This is a genomic window from Aminobacter sp. J44, assembly GCF_007829415.1.
In the GTDB taxonomy this organism is placed as follows: Bacteria; Pseudomonadota; Alphaproteobacteria; order Rhizobiales; family Rhizobiaceae; genus Aerobium.
In genome coordinates this window covers 84,784-99,818 of record NZ_VLJG01000012.1, presented here as the reverse complement: position 1 = coordinate 99,818, position 15,035 = coordinate 84,784, and the positions used below count along the sequence as shown (strand labels likewise).

Below are 15,035 nucleotides of genomic sequence, written 5' to 3'. Positions count from 1 at the left end.
ATCCATGTCCACATTCGAACGCTACCTGACCCTGTGGGTCGCGCTTTGCATCGTCCTTGGCATTGCACTCGGTCATTTTGTGCCGGTCGTGTKCCAGGCGAKCGGCGCCGCCGAAATCGCCAACGTCAATCTGCCGGTGGCGGGGCTGATCTGGCTGATGGTCATACCGATGCTGCTGAAGATCGACTTCGCCGCGCTGGGCGAAGTTGGCCGGCACTGGCGGGGCATTGGCGTGACGCTGTTCATCAACTGGGCGATCAAGCCCTTCTCGATGGCGTTGCTGGCCTGGCTGTTCATCGGCTGGCTCTTCCGGCCCTATCTGCCGGCGGGCCAGATCGATAGCTATATCGCCGGCCTGATCATTCTTGCCGCCGCCCCGTGCACGGCGATGGTGTTCGTCTGGTCGCACCTGACCAAGGGTGAGCCGCATTTCACGCTCTCCCAGGTCGCGCTCAACGACGCGATCATGGTGGTGGCCTTCGCGCCGATCGTTGGCCTGCTACTCGGCCTGTCGGCGATCACCGTGCCATGGGGCACGCTCGTCCTATCGGTTGTGCTTTATATCGTGATCCCGGTGATCATCGCCCAGATCGTGCGCCGCGGCGTGCTGGCGACAGGCGGACAAGCCACGCTCGACCGGCTGCTCGCCAGGCTAAGCCCGGTCTCGCTGACGGCGCTGCTGGTGACGCTGGTGCTGTTGTTCGGGTTTCAGGGCGAACAGATCATCGCCCAGCCGATGGTCATCGCGCTGCTCGCGGTGCCAATCCTGATCCAGGTCTATTTCAATTCCGGACTTGCCTATCTGCTGAATCGGGTCACGGGCGAGCAGCATTGCGTCGCCGGTCCCTCCGCCCTAATCGGTGCGTCCAACTTCTTCGAACTCGCCGTCGCCGCTGCCATCAGCCTGTTCGGCTTCCATTCCGGCGCAGCGCTCGCCACCGTCGTCGGCGTTCTCATCGAAGTGCCGGTCATGCTCTCGGTCGTGTGGATCGTGAACCGCTCGAAAGGCTGGTATGAGCGGGGCAGCAAGACCGTGGCTGTCGCGGAGGCGAACCGCTAATGCTTAACGCTCTGCCCAATATCGATCCCGCTTGCATCGATGTTCCCGACATTGACCGGCTGCGGGCAGCGCCTTCGGCGCATGGGCCGCGCATCCTGCTGCTTTACGGCTCGCTGCGCGAGCGCTCCTATAGCCGGTTTCTGACGCAGGAGGCCGAACGACTGCTGAATGCCTTCGGCGCCGAAACACGCATTTTCGACCCGACAGGCCTGCCATTGCCGGATGGAGCCGAGGTCGGTCACCCGAAAGTGCAGGAGCTGCGCGAGCTGTCGCTCTGGTCGGAGGGTCAGGTCTGGACGAGTCCGGAGCGGCACGGCGCGATGAGCGCGGTGATGAAGGCGCAGATCGACTGGATTCCCCTCTCGGTCGGGGCCGTCCGGCCGACGCAGGGCCGAACACTGGCCGTCATGCAAGTATCGGGCGGCTCCCAGAGCTTCAACGCCGTCAATCAGATGCGGGTGCTCGGTCGATGGATGCGCATGGTGACGATCCCCAACCAGTCATCCGTCGCCAAGGCGTTCCAGCAATTCGATGAGTCCGGCCGCATGAAACCGTCCTCCTACTATGATCGCGTGGTCGACGTGATGGAGGAGCTGGTCAAGTTCACGCTGCTCACGCGGGATGTCTCGGCCTATCTCACCGATCGCTATTCGCAGCGCAAGGAAAGCGCCGAAGCCCTGATGGAGCGGGTGAACCTTTCGGCCGCCACCTGATTTGCTCGCCGACGGCCATGACGGCTCCGACCTTCTACGAGCCTATGTGGCCAGAACCTCTTCAAGTTGCCGTACCAGTGCCTGGCGCTTTTCGGCTTGCAGGCCATCGAGATTGTGTTGCCGCCATCGCACTGCTGGCAGATCGGCGGCTCTCTCCAGGCCGAGAGCCGCCCAGTCGGGTTCGCCCCGCTCAAACGCCAACAGGAACTGGCGATGCGCCTCGGGCATGGCGCCGACGATCTCCTCAATCAGCGCTTCGCGCGCTTTAAGCAGGGCCTCCAGTTCCACCGGTTGTCGCGTCATGCCGACGAACCCGCGGTCGAATTCCGCCGCAATATCTTTGCGCCGCACCGCCAGAACTTCGGCCATGGGGCGGTCGTGGCTGATCAGGTAGATGAGAAAGGCCCGACGCAGCGCCTCGTCAATGCCTTCATTCGCCAGCAGATCACGCACGTCGAAAAGATCGCGCGGATGCTGCCGGTCGAGCGCAGCGACAATCTTGCCCGCATAAAGATCAGGGAATGAGACGATCCGCATTTCGGCAAAGCCGAACTCGTCTTCGACGCTGGTTGAGACCGATCGCATGGCTGGTTCGAACACGCAGCCGCGCAGAACCGGCGTCACCTCGATCTTGATTTGCACGCCATCGCCGCGAACTACGAGTTTGGTGATGACATTCTCGCGCGAGCGAGACGGGGCGACGCGGGCGCCGCCAAGCGTCTTGGTGATGCGTTCGGCGATGCGCACCATCGCTGCATCGATTGTGGCAAGCGAAGTGGCGCGGTCCTGCACCGGCAGATAGGTGAGGTCGATATCGACCGAAAGCCGCGGCAGGTCGCGCACGAAGAGATTGATCGCGGTGCCTCCCTTCATCGCAAAACAGTCTTCGGCTGCGACCGATGGCAGCGTGCGGATCAGCAGCGCGACCTGATTTCGGTAAGTGTCCGCAAAAGCCATTAATGCGCCTCGGCTAGTTCCTTGGGGACGGTGATCTCGTAGGTAGGGTCGTACCTGCCGTCCTTGACCAGCATGCGCTTGCCCGATCCCAGATCGATCGCGGCCCGGTCGACATGCTTGAGCCATGCATGGCGATGCCGATCGGCAAAGAAGAAGAACAGGCGCTTCACCTTCACACTGCGGCAGCGGACAAGCAGGTTCTGGAGCCGCCTCGGCGCAAGATCGCTCAGGCTTTCCATCAGCACGTCGACCTGATCAAAGCTCTCATGCTGCGGCAGCTCATCGAGAAGTTCGAGTACCGCCCGTTCGGGCGTCGATACCGTCAACGGCCAATCCCATTGGCCCCAGGCCAGAGCGCGCAAGCCGGCATTCTGAAAAGATCGCTCACCTTGCTTATCAGGAGCACGATCCGGAACGAGAGAAGGGAAGCTGACATTCTCCAGGTCGGCCCCGAAAAGAGGCGTGCTATTGTGATACACGAACCGTTCCTTGAGCGGCAGCGTGGTAAGCCAGCTCGGCGGCCTTGCCGGACCGTGAAGGTGGATCTCGGAACGCTCTTTAGAGAGATAATGGGCATAGCCTTGCACCTCGAGGGCTGTCCGGCCGCCAACGGTGAGACGATAGCCGAGAAGCGTCTGCAACGAGACGACCACCTGCTGCCAGCCAAGCTGCCCGCGAGGGCGCTGATAGACCCGGCGAGCCGGCTGCTTGAGCCAGCCCGACGCGACATATTTGGTGCGCAGCGAGGTCGAGTAGCCTTGAGCGGAAAGCCACGCGGCATCGACGAGCAATCCCTCTGGCAGGAGGTGCTCCAGCTGCTTTAGCTTCCCTGTTATTTGCTCACTCATAGTGAGCGTTTTAGCATGTCGTCAAACCGTACGCCAGTTTGAAGCGACCTTGTTTTGCTTCCCCAGAGTTAGTAAATCTGGATAAACGGAAACTGACATCTTCTCCGGGGCAGGCCACTCATTGCCGCCAGCGGTATTTTCTGATACAGAAAGGTTCTTCTGTGGGACGGCATTCACAGGGTCGAACGGGGCGATTGACGCCGATTGTCCTTGAAACCCCCAAATTTTTTTCCGACCTTTTTCCCTTTAAAATCAAAAGCGTAACATTTTGACTAGCCAGTAGTCGGTTTTCGTGTGTCCGACAGCCATAATTAGATGTGATATCAATAACTTAAGGCGACTTTGGACGATTGAGTGGGAGTAACCCTGGTCATCGAGATTCTCTGAACGGTATTCTGGCAGCCGCGGCGAACAGATGCGGCTGCCGACCCGGCGCTGCTCACATCGTCGCGCCGACCTGCCAGGGCACGAACTCGCTGTCGCCGTAGCCCAGCTCTTCCGACCGGGTTCTTGCGCCCGACGCGACGCGAATGATCTCCTCGAAAATCTGACGGCCTTTTTCCTCGTGGCTGACGCCATCGAGGATGTCGCCGCAGTTGATGTCGATGTCGTCGCGCATCTGCTCGTAGAGGAAATTGTTGGTCGAGAGCTTGATCGACGGCGTCGGCTTGCAGCCGAAGGCAGAGCCGCGACCTGTGGTGAAGCAGAGGATGTTGGCGCCGCCAGCGACCTGTCCGGTCGCCGAGACCGGGTCGTAGCCGGGCGTGTCCATGAAGACGAGCCCGCGCTGCGTGACGGCTTCCGCATATTCGAACACGCCCATCAGATTGGTCGAGCCGCCCTTGGCGGCCGCGCCGAGCGACTTTTCGAGGATCGTCGTCAGTCCGCCGGCCTTGTTGCCGGGGGAGGGGTTGTTGTCCATGCGCATGTTGTTGCGGGCCGTGTAGCCTTCCCACCAGCGGATGCGCTCGACGAGTTTTTGGCCGATCTCGGGCGTTTCCGCGCGCCGCGTCAAAAGGTGTTCTGCGCCGTAGATCTCCGGCGTTTCCGACAGGATAGCCGTGCCGCCCTGCGCCACCAGCAGGTCGACGGCAACGCCAAGAGCCGGGTTGGCGGTGATGCCCGAGTATCCGTCTGAGCCGCCGCACTGGAGCGCGAGCATTAGTTCGGAAGCCGGTGCGTCTTCGCGCTTTACGTCGTTGACGGCAGGCAGCATGTCGATGATCGCCTGCACGCCCTTTTCGACCGTCTTGCGCGTGCCGCCCGATTCCTGGATGACGAGGGTGCGGAAGGTGGTGCTTTCCTCGATGCCGTAGGCCTCCTTCCAGCGCGGGATCTGGAACCCCTCGCAGCCGAGGCCGACCATCAGCACGCCGCCGACATTGGGGTTGGTGGCGTAGCCCCACTGCGTGCGTTTCAAGAGTTCGTAGTCCTGGCCCTGGTGGTCGATGGCGCAGCCGGTGCCGTGCACCAGCGAAATGATCCCGTCGATGTTGGGATAGTTTTTCAGCACGCCGCTGCGCTCGACCTCGCCGGCAATGTGGCGCGCAGCGGTGGCCGAGCAGTTCACCGAAGTCAGAACGGCAATGTAGTTGCGCGTGCCCCATTTGCCGTTCGGGCGACGGTAGCCGCGAAAGGTCCTGAGCTCCGAGGCTGGCGCGCGGTTGGTCAGCCGGCGACCCTCGCTGAACTGATAGTCGCGCGTGAAGTCATGCAGGCCGACATTGTGCTCGTGCACCCATTCGCCCGGCGCGATCGGCCGCGAGGCAAAGCCGATGATCTGGCCGTACTTCACGATCTCTTCGCCCTCGGGGACGGCGGCAAGCGCCATCTTGTGCCCGCGCGGGATGCGCTGCGTGGCGGTGATGCCCTGCACCTCGTCGCCGGCCGCGCACGCCTCGATCAGAACGGCGACATTGTCACTGGCGTGCAGTTTCATCGAGCGGGGCATGGCGCCTTTCCGGGTCAGGAGGTTTTCAGAAAGTCGGCGCGGTGCGGCGTGAAATTGTCGATCAGCCGGCCTTTCGTCAGCGCCTTCACGCCATGCTCGAGGCCGGATGGGACGATGTAGCTGTCCCTGGCTTTGAGCGTTTCGGTGCGCCCGTCGATCGTCACCTCGAAGGTGCCTTCGACGACGTAGCTCGACTGCACGTGCGGGTGCGAATGCATCCAGCCGACGCCGCCCTGTTCGAAGGCGAACTCGACCATCATCAGCTCGTCTGTGTGGCAGACGATCCGCCGCCGGTTGCCGTCGGGCGTGTCTTCCCAGACGCCGTCAGCGGCCCGCACGAAGATGTCGGTGCTTTTCGTCATCGTCACCTCGCCAGCCAGCCGCCATCGACCGGGATCACCGCGCCGTGCATGTAGTTGGATGCGGGTGCCAGCAGGAACACGGCGGCATCGCCGATGTCGTCCGGCACGCCCCAACGGCCCGCCGGGATTCGCTCGAGGATTGCCTTCGAACGGGCGGGGTCGTTGCGCAGCGCCTCGGTGTTGTTGGTTTCGATGTAGCCGGGCGCGATCGCGTTCACGTTGACACCCTTCGCTGCCCATTCGTTGGCAAGCAGCCGCGTGAGGCCGAGCACGCCGTGCTTGGAGGCCGTGTAGGACGGCACGCGAATGCCGCCCTGGAAGGAAAGCAGCGAAGCGATGTTGACCATGCGCCCCCGACGGCCTGCCTCGATGCAGGCCTTGCCGTAGGCCTGGCTCAGGAAGAACAGCGACTTGAGGTTGACGTTCATCACCTCGTCCCAGTCTTCTTCGGTGAAGTTGATCGCGTCGGCGCGGCGGATGATCCCAGCATTGTTGACGAGGCCGTCGAGCGGCCTCTTCGCCATGATCTCCTGCAGCAGCTTCACCGCTGCCTTCGTGTCGCTGATGTCGACCTTCTCGGCCTCGAAGGCAACGCCCTGCGCCTCAACCAGCCGCTGCGTCTCGTCCATCGACGAGCGGCCGATGCCGACGACGGCGCCGCCCGCGCGAGCGATCGCGACGGCGATTCCCTGACCGATGCCGGTGTTGGCGCCGGTCACGGCGATGCGCTTGCCCTCCAGGCTGAAGGCGGAAAGGTCGGTCATCGCATGTCCCCCAGCGCCACCGGGTCGACGTCAGTGTAGTCGACATTGTCGCCCGCCATCGCCCAGATGAAGGCGTAGTTGGACGTGCCGCAGCCCGAATGAATCGACCAGGCCGGCGACAGCACGGCCTCCTCGTTGGCCATGATGATGTGGCGGGTCTCGGTGGGCTCGCCCATGAAGTGGAACACGCGCGCCGCCTCGTCGAGGTCGAAGTAGAGATAGGCCTCCATGCGCCGGTCGTGGACGTGCGCGGGCATCGTGTTCCAGACCGAGCCCTTCGCAAGTTGCGTCATGCCGACGACCAGCTGACAGGTTTCGATCGTGGTCGTGAACTGGAAGATTGAGCGCTCGTTCGAGGTTTCCTGCGAGCCGAGATCGAGGCGCTTGGCGCTGTCGATGGTGATGCGGCGCGTGGGATAAGAATGATGCGCCGGCGCCGACAGAAGATAGAACTTGGCGGGCATCGTCGGATCGTCGGAGGCGAAAGAAACCTCCTGCCCGCGCCCGACATAGATCATGTCCCGCGCGCCGAGCTTGTGTGCTTCGCCGCTCACCGTCACCGTGCCGCTGCCGCCGATATTGACCGCGACCAGCTCGCGCCGCTCGAGGAAGCTCGCGGTGCCGCAGGGCTTGATCGTCTCAAGCGGGAGAGGGGCACTGCCCGGCATCGCCCCGCCGACGATCATGCGGTCATAGTGGGTGTAGACGAGCTTGACCGTGTCCTGCACGAACAGGTTGCCGATGTGAAAWTTTCGGCGCAGGTCTTCCGTGCCCWTTGCGSCAGCCGCAACAGGATCGATGGCGAATCGGGAGCTGAATTCTGTCGGCATGTCTCTCTTTCGATTGTCACTCAGAAGCTGCGGATGCGGGCAGCGGGTGGGGGAGCCGGGGCGTAATTTTCCTGCTGGCCGCTGAGCCGGGCCCGGTAACGGTCGCGTGCGGCGAGAAGATGCGCGCGCATCGCCGCGCGTGCCGCCTCGGAGTCGCCGGCTGAGATCGCTTGCAGGATGCGAAGGTGCTCCATCTGCAGGCCGGTCAGATACTCGTAGGAAAGCACCTCGACCGAATACCAGGGCGAGTTACGGTCGCAGGGAATGGTGCGGTCGCCGAGCGCGTCGAGGATCTCGACATAGAACGGGTTGTTGGTGGCCGCGGCGATCTCGCGGTGGAAGGCAAAGTCCGCCTTGCCGGTCGGCTGGCCGGCCTGCAGGAGGCGCTCGAACTCGAAGAAGGCTTCCTGGATGCGGGCTTCCTGGGAGGGGTTGCGCCGCTGGGCGGCGAGCCCCGCGCTCTCGATCTCGATGCCCATGCGCACTTCGAGGACGTTGATGGCCTGGCTGATCTTGTAGCCGGCATCGGCCGCCATCGCCTCGATCTTGCGGGTCGGTTGATCGCGCACGAAGACGCCCGAGCCGTGGCGCGGCTCGACCAGCCCGTCGGCGGCAAGGGCCGCCACCGCTTCACGGATGACGGTGCGGCTGACGCCGAAGATCTGGGTCATCCGCGTTTCCGACGGCAGCCTTTCGCCGACGCGAAAGTCACCGCCGAGGATCTGTTCGCGCAGGGTCTGGGCAACGTTCTCCGAAAGCTTCGGTTTGCGTCTTCCCGTCAGTTCGCGGACATCCTCGGCCATCATGCTTTCCTTACTTGAACACGCCCGGCAGCCAGAGCGACAGCGCGGGGATATATGTCACAAGCAGGAGTACCGCGAGTCCTGCGCCGTAGAAGGGCCAGATGGACCGCATCGCTTCCCAGACGGATATCTTGCCGACCGCGCAGGCGACGAACTGCACGCCTCCCACCGGCGGCGTGTTGAGCCCGATGCCGTAGTTCAGGATCATGATGACGCCGAAGTGGACCGGGTCGATGCCGTAGGCGGTGGCGATCGGCAGGAAGATCGGCGTGGTGATGATGATGGTCGGCCCCATGTCCATGAATGTGCCGAGGATCAGCATGATCACGTTGAGGAGCAGCAGGATCATGATCGGGTTGTCGGAGAGCGTCTGCATCCAGCCAACCAGCGTTGCCGCTACGCGCAGGAACGCCATCAGCCAGGAAAACGAGGCCGCGCAGCCGATGATCAGCAGCACCATCGCCGTCGTTCGCACCGCGCCCATGGTGGCGTGGACGAAGTCGTTCCAGGACAGCTGGCGGTAGACGAAGATCGTGACCAGCAGCGCGTAGATGACGGCTATGCAGGAGCTTTCCGTGGCGGTGAAGATGCCGGAGCGCACGCCGCCGAAGATGATGGCGATGAGCAGCAGGCCCGGCAGCGCGACCGCAAGCAACTGCAGCGCGACCGTGAAACCGGGGAACTTTTCGGTCGGATAGCCGCGCTTGCGGGCGACGATATAGGCCGTGATCATCAGGGCTGCCGCGAACAGCAGGCCGGGAATGATGCCGGCGGTGAAGAGGTCTGCTATCGAGATCTTTCCGCCCGCCGAGATCGAATAGATGATCATGTTGTGCGAGGGCGGCAGCAGCAGCGCGATCAGCGCCGCCATCGAGGTCACGTTCACCGCATAGTCGGCGCCGTAGCCGCGCGCCTTCATTTGCGGGATCATCAGGCCGCCGACGGCCGCGGCCTCCGCCACTGCCGAGCCCGAAATGCCGCCGAACAGGGTGGAGGTCACGATGTTGACCTGGCCGAGACCGCCGCGCAGGTGGCCGACGAGTGCCGCCGCGAAGGCGACGATGCGTCCGGCAATGCCGCCGCGCACCATCAGGTCGCCTGAGTAGATGAAGAAGGGGATGGCGAGCATCGAGAAGACGCTCATGCCCGAATTCATGCGCTGGAAGACGACGACGGGGTTGAGGCCGAGATAAGCAACGGTGGCAAAGCTCGCGACGCCGAGACAGAACGCGATGGGGGTGCCCACGAGCATCAGCAGGACGAAGGTGCCGAAGAGGATCCAGAGTTCCATGGATCAGTCCCTCCTTGCCGTTGCCAGGCCGCCGTCAGGCGCCAGGCCGGCTGCGTCGCCGCGCACGTCATCGATGTTTTCGAGTTCTACCGCGACTTCGGAGGGGGCGATGTCGTCCAGCACCTCATCGACTGGCCGGCCGCGCACGCGAAGGACGATGCGCTCCAGCGCAAACAGGATGACAAGGACGCCGCCGACAACGAGCGGAGCGTAGTCCCAGCCGCCCGAGATGCCGAGCGCGGGCATGGTGGTGTTTGCTGTGAGCCGCACGAGGCCGATGCCGTACCAGACCATGCCGATGCCGAAGGCGAAGATCACGAGGTCCGAGATCATCCGCAGCCATTTCTTGGCGGACGGCGGCAGCATGTAGAGCAGGACGTCGAAGCCGAGATGGTTGTTCTCCCGGACGCCGACCGCGGCGCCGAGGAAGATGAACCAGCTCATCAGCATCACCGCGCCGGGCTCGGTCCAGCTTGGAGAGTCGTTGAGGACGTAGCGGCAAAACACCTGCCAGGCGACCATGCCGGTCATTACGACGAGGCCGAAGCCGGCGAGGTAGAGCGCCAGCGTGTTTACCTTCGTCAGCAGCGGTGCGGCCGTATTCTGTTCAATGCGCATCGGATCTCCACACGGATGGTGGGGTCTCGCCGGCGCGCTCGGTGCGCAGCCGGCGAGACGCGGCTGCTACTGAACGGCCTGCACGTCGGCGACGAGCTTCTTCAGGACCTCGTCGGTGATGTGCTTGTCGTAGACCGGCTTCATCGCGTCGATGAAGCCCTGCTTGTCGACCTCGTTGATCTCCACGCCCGCCTTTTCCACGATCGCGCGCGACTCCGCGCTCTTGGCCGACCACAGCTCGCGCTGCTTGGCGACGCTCTCCTTGGCGGCCTGCTTGAAGATCTCCTGATCCTCAGGCGTGAGCTTGTCCCAGGCGTCCTTGTTCATCACGAACACTTCCGGAAGGATCGTGTGCTCGTCGAGCGAGTAGTATTTCGCGACCTCGAAGTGCTTCGCGGTGTCGTAGCTTGGGAAGTTGTTTTCCGCGCCGTCGATGACGCCGGTCTCGATCGACGAGTAGACCTCGCCATAAGGCATCGGCGTCGCGTTTGCGCCGAGCGCGGCGGTCATGTCGACGAAGATGTCCGACTGGATGACGCGGAACTTGAGGCCCTTCATGTCCTCGACCGTCTTGATCGGCCGCTTGGAGTTGTAGAACGAGCGCGAACCCGCGTCGTAGAAGGCGAGCACGACGAGGCCGGCCGGCTCGAACGCGGCCTTGATCTGGTCGCCGATCGGGCCGTCCATGACCTTGTGCATGTGCTCTTCGCTGCGGAAGATGTACGGCAGCGCCGGGACGATCGATTCCTTCACTGTGCCGTTGAACGGGGCCATCGACACGCGGTTCAGCTCGATCACGCCGGAGCGGACCTGCTCGATCGTGTCCTTTTCCTCGCCGAGCTGCGCCGAATGGTAGACCTCGACCTCATAGCGGCCGTCGGTGCGCTCCTTCACCAGCTGGCCGAAATACTTCACGCCTTCAACGGTCGGGTAGCCGTCCGGATGGGTGTCCGAGGACTTCAGCACGGTCTGCGCGGCAGCCGTGCCGAGCGAGATGAGTGAGGCGATCGCCACTCCTGCCAGCAGTTTGCTCACATGCAACATTGGTATCCTCCCAGTGGTTGAGCCATCGGCTCGGTGCTTGCTCAGATTTCCGCAGCAATGCCCGGCGAAGATCTCGTTGGGGTGACGAAAGTCGCTCACAGGTCAGGGCTCGCAGCCGCTGGTTCCTGTGCCATTTCCGTCATGGATATTCTTGAGACGAGCTCGGCTCGGGCAGTTCCTCCTTCTGCAGGGAAATTGGTATGACTCCACAAAAAACATGTCAACATACATGTTTCACATAGTTGTATGATGAATTAGTCTTAAACCCTGTACTTGAAGATCTTGCGCCGCGCGGGGAGTTCTGTTCGCGGCGAAGCGCAGGTGTTCCGGAAGACGAGGGGAATTGCAGTGAAGCGAGTGGGTGTGATCGGTCTGGGAATGGCGGCAGCGCCGCATGCGCTGAGCCTTGCTGACCTTAAGGATCGCGTTGAGGTTGCCGGCGTCTACAGTCCGAGCGTCGAGCGCCGGGCGGCGTTTGGCCAGCGCTTCGGCCTGCCGGTCGTGGACAGAGCCGACGGACTGTTCGACGATCCGTCGGTCGACTATCTCGTGCTGCTGACCCCTCCCAACACGCATCTCGAACTCGTCCAGCGCGCGGTGAATGCGGACAAGCACGTCCTGCTCGAAAAGCCGCTGGAGGTGTCGCTCGAGCGCTCGCGCCAGCTGGTGGGCATCGCGGAGCAGGCGGGCATTCGCCTCGGCGTCGTGCTGCAGCGGCGGTTCCGTAAGTGCATCACCGAGCTGAAGGCGATGCTCGACCGGGGCGAGCTCGGCGAGATTTCCTCCGTCTCGGCGAAGCTGAGCAACTGGCGCCCGCAGACCTACTATGACGAGCCGGGACGTGGCACGCTTGCCCGCGACGGTGGCGGAGTGCTGCTCACCCAGGCGATTCACACCATCGACCAGATGATCGCGCTCGCCGGGCTGCCCGACCAGGTGGCGGGCCTGGCGGTCACCAGCGGGGTTCACCGGATGGAGACGGAAGACCTTGTCCACGCTATGCTGCGCTATCCGAACGGTGCTATCGGCACGCTGAGCGCGACCACGGCTGCTTTCCCCGGCTTTCCCGATGTCATCGAAATCATCGGCACGACCGGCACCGCGCGGCTGGAGGGTGATTGCGGTCAGGTGTTCCTGATGGACGGTCGAACCATCGAGCTTGCCGACGAGGCAGGTGACGGCGGGACCGGCGCGGACCCGATGGCTTTCTCACACCACAACCACCGCTCGGTGCACACGGACTTCCTCGATGCACTTGATACCGGCCGCCCGCCGAAGGTGTCGGGCGTCGAGGCGCTTAAGGCGCATCTGCTGATCGATGCCGTGTTGCGCTCGGCCCGCGAAGGGCAGTTCGTGCCCTGTGTGCCGAAGAAGGTGGCCTAACGGAATTCCGCTGGGAAATGCGACCTAGCCCGGTGCAATCCTGCCGGGCAGCCGCTATCAGGAAACATCACAATCTGGACCAGCGGCTATGAGCGTCACGATCTACGGCATCAAGAACTGCGACACGATGAAGAAGGCCTTCACCTGGCTGCAGAACAATGGCGTCGACTACGCCTTCCACGACTACAAGTCGAAGGGCGTTGCGCGCGAGCAGCTTGAGCGGTGGTGCGCCGCCGCCGGCTGGGAGAAGGTGCTGAACAAGGCCGGCACGACCTTCAAGAAGCTGCCGGACGAGAAGAAGGCGCATCTCGACGAGGCGAAGGCCATCGAGCTGATGCTGGCGCAGCCGTCGATGATCAAGCGCCCGGTTCTCGAAAAGGACGGCGCGATCAAGATAGGCTTCAAGCCGGAGCAGTACGCGGCGCTGTTCGGAACGGCAGCCTGAGTCCGGCTGCCGCATCATGGCGAAGGCAGGCCGCAGCCCATTGATCTATGCCCTTGGCGGAATGGTGACCATGGCCGTGGCCATGGGCATCGGCCGCTTCGTATACACTCCGATCCTGCCAGGCATGATGGACGAGCTGGGGCTTTCGGCATCCGCCGCGGGATGGATCGCGTCTTCTAATTATGCGGGCTATCTGCTCGGCGCGTTTCTCGCGGCCGGCAATTGGGGACAGGGGCGCGAATATCCCGTGGCGCTGCTCAGCCTGCTGGCGACCACGATACTCACCGGCGCGATGGCATATACGAGCAACGTTCCCGCCTTCCTCGTCATCCGCTTCCTGGCGGGGCTTGCGAGCGCGTTCGCATTTGTTTTCCTGTCGACGATCGTCTTCGGGCGTTTGGCAAAGGCCGGCCGCCCCGATCTCCAGGCTGTCCATTTCAGCGGCGTCGGCGTTGGCATCGCCACCTCCTCGCTGATGATCGCGGCACTCGGCGTTGCTCAGGCGGGGTGGCAGGCGAGCTGGATCTGGGCTGCTATCCTCGCCGCGGTGGGCTTCGTTGCCGTCGCGCTTCTGATCGATCGCGAACCCGCTTCGGCAACCCGTGTGCAGGCAGAGCCACCATTGCCTCGCACGCCCGCGATGGTACGCATCATCGTCGGCTACGGCCTGTTCGGCTTCGGCTACATCGTCACCGCAACCTTCCTCGTTGCCATCGTCCGCCAGGGCCAGATGGGCTCGCTGTTCGAGGCTCTGGTGTGGTGTGCCACCGGGCTGGCGATCATCCCCTCGGTTCTGGTGTGGAACCTGATCGCCAAACGGACTGGTCGCGTCGCCGCATATTCGCTTGCCTGTCTCGTCGAGGCGCTGGGTGTCATTGCGAGCGTCGCTATCGGCGGGCATGCAGGCCCGTTGATCGGCGGCGTTCTGCTTGGCAGTACCTTCGTGGCGATCACCGCGCTTGGTTTGCAGGTGGCGCGTGAGATTGCCGTCGCCGCACCCCGCCGGGCGGTCGCGCTGATGACCGCTGCCTTCGGCCTCGGCCAGATCATCGGACCGGTCGTCGCGGGATTCATCACCGACCGGACGGGAACGTTTACATTCGCGTCGCTGATTGCCGCCGCGACCCTTGTTGCAGCCGCTTTGGTCGTGGGAAGGCGCGGCTGACTGCCGCCTTTTTCCGATCAGGCCTTCCATGCGACCAATTTTCAGCTAAAACGCATGCCAAAGCTGTCGGGATCGTCATTCCCGACACGAGCATCTCCAACGCCGCCGGTGAACAATGTCCGACGACAGTTTCTTTCGTGAAGTAGACAGCGAGCTTCGCCAGGACCAGGCGAAGGCTCTGTGGGATCGCTTTGGCTCGTACATTATCGGCGGGGCGATCGCGATCGTTGTTGGCACTGCAGCCTTCGTGGCATGGGATCACTGGACGACCAACAAGGCGAATGCCTCGGGCGACATCTACCTGCAGGCGCTGGCGCAGGCCCGCGAGGGCAAGACCGACGAGGCCAAGGCTTCGCTCGAGAAGCTCGAGGCCGAGGGCTATGGCGCCTACCCGGTGCTGGCCCGCCTGCGCACGGCAACGCTGCTTTCCCAGTCCGGCGACTTCAAGGGCGCCGTTGCCGGCTTCGATGCGGTTGCAGCCGATACGTCGGTTCCGACGTCGATCCGTGACATGGCGCGCCTGCGAGCGGCATTCGTCCTCGTCGACCACGGCACCTATGCCGAGGTTGCCCAGCGCGTCGAGCCGCTCACGGCCGACACCAACGCTCTGCGCCATTCGGCACGCGAAGCGCTGGCGCTGTCTGCATGGAAAGAGGGCCGCGCTGCGGATGCGGCGACCCTGTTCGACCAGATTACCGAAGATGAAGCGACGCCGATGAACCTTCGCCGTCGCGCAGAAATGATGTCCGAGCTGATCCGCGGTTCGGGATCTGCATCCTGACCGCCCCGGAGGGGCCTCGA

16 protein-coding genes are annotated in these 15,035 nt (G+C 63.3%); 6 read left to right on the top strand and 10 right to left on the bottom strand.

What is annotated here, in order from left to right:
* The first annotated feature begins 4 nt into the window (after nt 1–4).
* Together arsB and arsH are read left to right on the top strand one after the other, a co-directional pair.
* Nucleotides 5–1,060: an ACR3 family arsenite efflux transporter gene (gene arsB / locus L610_RS06525; protein ID WP_144703590.1), complete on the top strand. Its 1,056-nt coding sequence runs from the start codon at nt 5–7 to the stop codon at nt 1,058–1,060.
* Nucleotides 1,060–1,773, top strand: a complete 714-nt coding sequence (gene arsH, locus L610_RS06520) for an arsenical resistance protein ArsH (protein WP_144703587.1) — start codon at nt 1,060–1,062, stop codon at nt 1,771–1,773. Before arsB ends, arsH begins: the two co-directional genes overlap by 1 nt.
* A 42-nt stretch (nt 1,774–1,815) precedes the next feature.
* Here arsH and L610_RS06515 read toward each other — a convergent pair whose 3' ends face one another.
* From L610_RS06515 to L610_RS06470, 10 genes are all read right to left on the bottom strand, one after another.
* Complete coding sequence (locus L610_RS06515) at nt 1,816–2,730, bottom strand: nucleotidyl transferase AbiEii/AbiGii toxin family protein (protein ID WP_144703583.1); 915 nt, start codon at nt 2,728–2,730, stop codon at nt 1,816–1,818.
* Nucleotides 2,730–3,578: a type IV toxin-antitoxin system AbiEi family antitoxin domain-containing protein gene (locus tag L610_RS06510; RefSeq protein ID WP_144703580.1), complete on the bottom strand. Its 849-nt coding sequence runs from the start codon at nt 3,576–3,578 to the stop codon at nt 2,730–2,732. Before L610_RS06510 ends, L610_RS06515 begins: the two co-directional genes overlap by 1 nt.
* 439 nt (nt 3,579–4,017) lie before the next feature.
* The gene (locus L610_RS06505; RefSeq protein WP_144703577.1) at nt 4,018–5,529 is read right to left on the bottom strand and encodes a UxaA family hydrolase; all 1,512 of its coding nucleotides are present in this window, start codon (nt 5,527–5,529) and stop codon (nt 4,018–4,020) included.
* Between the two features lie 14 nt (nt 5,530–5,543).
* Entirely contained in the window at nt 5,544–5,891 is a 348-nt protein-coding gene (locus L610_RS06500) for a cupin domain-containing protein (RefSeq protein ID WP_144703574.1), read from the bottom strand.
* A gap of 2 nt (nt 5,892–5,893) precedes the next feature.
* Nucleotides 5,894–6,655, bottom strand: a complete 762-nt coding sequence (gene kduD / locus L610_RS06495; RefSeq protein WP_144703571.1) for a 2-dehydro-3-deoxy-D-gluconate 5-dehydrogenase KduD — start codon at nt 6,653–6,655, stop codon at nt 5,894–5,896.
* Nucleotides 6,652–7,485 (bottom strand): 5-dehydro-4-deoxy-D-glucuronate isomerase, encoded by an 834-nt coding sequence (kduI, locus tag L610_RS06490; protein WP_144703567.1) that lies wholly within the window; start codon nt 7,483–7,485, stop codon nt 6,652–6,654. The genes kduD and kduI overlap by 4 nt, the downstream gene beginning before the upstream one ends.
* A gap of 20 nt (nt 7,486–7,505) precedes the next feature.
* A complete protein-coding gene (locus tag L610_RS06485) occupies nt 7,506–8,291 on the bottom strand; it encodes a FadR/GntR family transcriptional regulator (RefSeq protein WP_144703564.1) in 786 nt (261 codons plus the stop codon).
* Between the two features lie 7 nt (nt 8,292–8,298).
* Nucleotides 8,299–9,579 carry a TRAP transporter large permease gene (locus L610_RS06480; protein WP_144703561.1) on the bottom strand — a complete coding sequence of 427 codons (1,281 nt, stop codon included), beginning with the start codon at nt 9,577–9,579 and terminating at the stop codon, nt 8,299–8,301.
* 3 nt (nt 9,580–9,582) lie between these two features.
* Nucleotides 9,583–10,197 (bottom strand): TRAP transporter small permease, encoded by a 615-nt coding sequence (locus L610_RS06475; protein ID WP_024848156.1) that lies wholly within the window; start codon nt 10,195–10,197, stop codon nt 9,583–9,585.
* A gap of 66 nt (nt 10,198–10,263) precedes the next feature.
* Nucleotides 10,264–11,241: a TRAP transporter substrate-binding protein gene (locus L610_RS06470; RefSeq protein ID WP_024848157.1), complete on the bottom strand. Its 978-nt coding sequence runs from the start codon at nt 11,239–11,241 to the stop codon at nt 10,264–10,266.
* 342 nt (nt 11,242–11,583) lie between these two features.
* Here L610_RS06470 and L610_RS06465 point away from each other — a divergent pair, with 342 nt between their 5' ends.
* The 4 genes from L610_RS06465 to L610_RS06450 all read left to right on the top strand — a co-directional run bounded on the left by L610_RS06465 (nt 11,584) and on the right by L610_RS06450 (nt 15,015).
* A complete protein-coding gene (locus tag L610_RS06465) occupies nt 11,584–12,624 on the top strand; it encodes a Gfo/Idh/MocA family protein (protein ID WP_034329948.1) in 1,041 nt (346 codons plus the stop codon).
* An 88-nt stretch (nt 12,625–12,712) separates the two neighbouring features.
* On the top strand, nt 12,713–13,069 hold the full coding sequence (locus L610_RS06460; RefSeq protein ID WP_024848159.1) for an ArsC family reductase: 357 nt from the start codon (nt 12,713–12,715) through the stop codon (nt 13,067–13,069).
* Between the two features lie 16 nt (nt 13,070–13,085).
* Complete coding sequence (locus tag L610_RS06455) at nt 13,086–14,234, top strand: YbfB/YjiJ family MFS transporter (protein WP_246658941.1); 1,149 nt, start codon at nt 13,086–13,088, stop codon at nt 14,232–14,234.
* A gap of 115 nt (nt 14,235–14,349) precedes the next feature.
* Complete coding sequence (locus L610_RS06450; protein ID WP_024848161.1) at nt 14,350–15,015, top strand: tetratricopeptide repeat protein; 666 nt, start codon at nt 14,350–14,352, stop codon at nt 15,013–15,015.
* Nucleotides 15,016–15,035 lie beyond the last annotated feature (20 nt).